Below are 2,476 nucleotides of genomic sequence, written 5' to 3'. Positions count from 1 at the left end.
TCAAAGAGTGTAGAGAAACTAGATCGTTTCTCTACACTCTTTGATTTTTAGGGGAATAAAAAACTTTCATGGCCACCGCTTTTTGCCACCTTTATCTGTTATTGGGTCTGGCCGTTTTCTTGGACCTTCCTCCTCAATTTACAGACAAAGCCAGAACTATTTGGGTAAACATATGAAAATACGATTCATCACTACGATGAGATTTTTGACGCACCTGATGTACATAGGGATAAGTTCTTTCACTGTGGGCGACTGATGCCAATTCCGCTAAGCAATGAACTCCATAACTCATAATTATCCCACATTATTTTAGAAATATGGCAATTTAGAACACATATATGATCTAATCCCCAGTTTTCCTCAATCATGGTAGAAGAATCTGAATCGGAAATTAACAGCACACAATAATTATGCTTTACTAGGCTGTCAAGTACACGTTGTAATTCTACTGCTTCATCATATGACCCACCTAAGCGGATGAAAAGAATGGATTCGCTCGTTTCCATTTCCCTCAAAAACCGTCCTATCCTCCTTTTATATTTTTCTTTAACCTCAGGATAACAAGATAAGGAATCTGGTGTGTTTTTATCAGTTTTAAAATCATGTGCAGAATAAATGTTGTAATAATTGTCTTTTATAAGCAACTTGGAGTCGTTATCATAATATGAAGAAAATGTAAGGTTCTCCAATTCCATAAAATTAACGAAACGGTTTGCTAATAAACGATTTACATCTGCTAGAGATGGGCTTATCATCCAATCTAAAACGCCAGCAAACGGACGTAACCCCCGATATCGCAAGTGATTCGAAGGAGCACAATTTAATCCTAAACTATAAATCATACTATAATTTTTTTTAATCTCTTTTAACTTCATAAAAGGAACACTCCCGCTATAGAATATGATTAAAATTTCTGGAATAGCACTAATACAAGTCAAACCTATATGGCAAAAATTTCATTTGGGGGGTTCATTTCGAATTATTCTGCTTGTACTTACCCACATATCATTAGGGAATAAGAAAGCAGGGAATAACGATTACATTAGTGAATTGTTTAATCCATTTAGTCTATTTCAATATACGCAAGTTAAGAATGGCTGGCTTGTATTCTTGTCTAATATTGCTGTCTTATTTACGCCCCCACCTCCAAAAAAAAAATTACTTATTAGATATATCATAAGCTCAAATAGGCCACACCTGTTTTTTCAGGGTGGCCAATATTATGATTTAGTTATCTTGTTAAAGGCAATGCATGACATGAAACTGGTAAAGTTGTTGACAATAGATGTAATGGATCAATGGCATCTACTTCTGTAAAATTCATATTGGAAAGCTACTCAAATAGATAGCGGAGATAATAATAAGGATTTAATCCATTTGCCGCGGCTCTATGAAAAAACCTCATTTACTTGTGGTACGGTTCACCGTGATGTATAAAAATCGTCGTAGAATACCCAGTGTCTAAAAGTACATCATTGAGATTTCGGCTTTATTGCATTTTATTTAAAATTCGTTCATACCTATTGAATTAAGAATTCTGTATCACGCTTTGCTGCAAAACTAGTGTCAAATTATTTAATATACTCTTTTTGGTATATTTCATTTACACCCTTACAATGCCCCCCCGCTATTTTATTGCTGCTCAAGGGATCGTAATAATTGTAAATGAAATCGCATTTTACAGCTATGTTTGGTTTGCTAAAATAAATATATAGTAATTCGAAGGGGCGATAAAAATGATTGTTGATTGCCATTTTCATGTAGATGAATCAATGTTAACTCTAGATAAAATGATAGAGGGCATGGATAAAAATGATGTAGCTAAAACAGCGCTAATTGCTCCCATGAATGAAACAATGTTTGAATTGGAAAGCACTTTTCAAAATAATTTACAACGCTTTTTCCGTTTTCTAATACTAAATGTACCTCAAATAGGGCTGAAAATTTATGACGGTCTAGTAAAGGATAGCTATCTCAAACTTTATGGCAATTCATACAGAATTTTTACTAAGCCGAGCAATGATATTGTTGCTGCTGCTATTGATAGATTTCCCGATCGGTTTCTAGGCTGGGTAGCAGTGAATCCAATGATTTCTGAATCAGTGGAAGAAATAGATTTATATCTTAATAAACCTGGTTTTATTGGGGTGAAAGCCCATCCCTTCATGCATGAATATAGTATTAAGGCACTTGATCCAGTTGCGGCTATGTGTGAGTCAAAAGGCATACCTTTGATCATTCATCTATCTTCAGAACAGGACTCCTATAAATATTTACCTGAAAAATACCCTAAACTTAAATTAATTTATGCTCACGCCGGTCTTCCTTTTTGGGAAAAACTATGGAAATACGTTAAGGATCAACCAAATGTATTTGTTGACACATCAAGTGACTATCTTAATCTATTGTAAAGAATGCAGTAGAATCATTAGGGTATCGAAAAGTACTGTATGGTTGCGATGGACCATATGGAATG

General features: G+C 34.6%; 2 protein-coding genes. One reads left to right on the top strand and one right to left on the bottom strand.

What is annotated here, in order from left to right:
* Window positions 1-239: 239 nt before the first annotated feature.
* Window positions 240-875, bottom strand: a complete 636-nt coding sequence (locus tag V7149_RS23215) for a DUF1796 family putative cysteine peptidase (RefSeq protein WP_335347948.1) — start codon at window positions 873-875, stop codon at window positions 240-242.
* Window positions 876-1,736: 861 nt separating this feature from the next.
* On the opposite strand from V7149_RS23215, the gene V7149_RS23210 reads away from it, so the two are divergent.
* A complete protein-coding gene (locus V7149_RS23210; protein WP_335347947.1) occupies window positions 1,737-2,411 on the top strand; it encodes an amidohydrolase family protein in 675 nt (224 codons plus the stop codon).
* The last annotated feature ends 65 nt before the right edge of the window (window positions 2,412-2,476 follow it).

Source organism: Bacillus sp. JJ1503 (assembly GCF_036965125.1).
Classification (GTDB): Bacteria; Bacillota; Bacilli; order Bacillales; family Cytobacillaceae; genus Cytobacillus.
The sequence above is the reverse complement of the archived record's forward strand: the minus strand, read 5'-3'. Positions and strand labels throughout refer to the sequence as shown.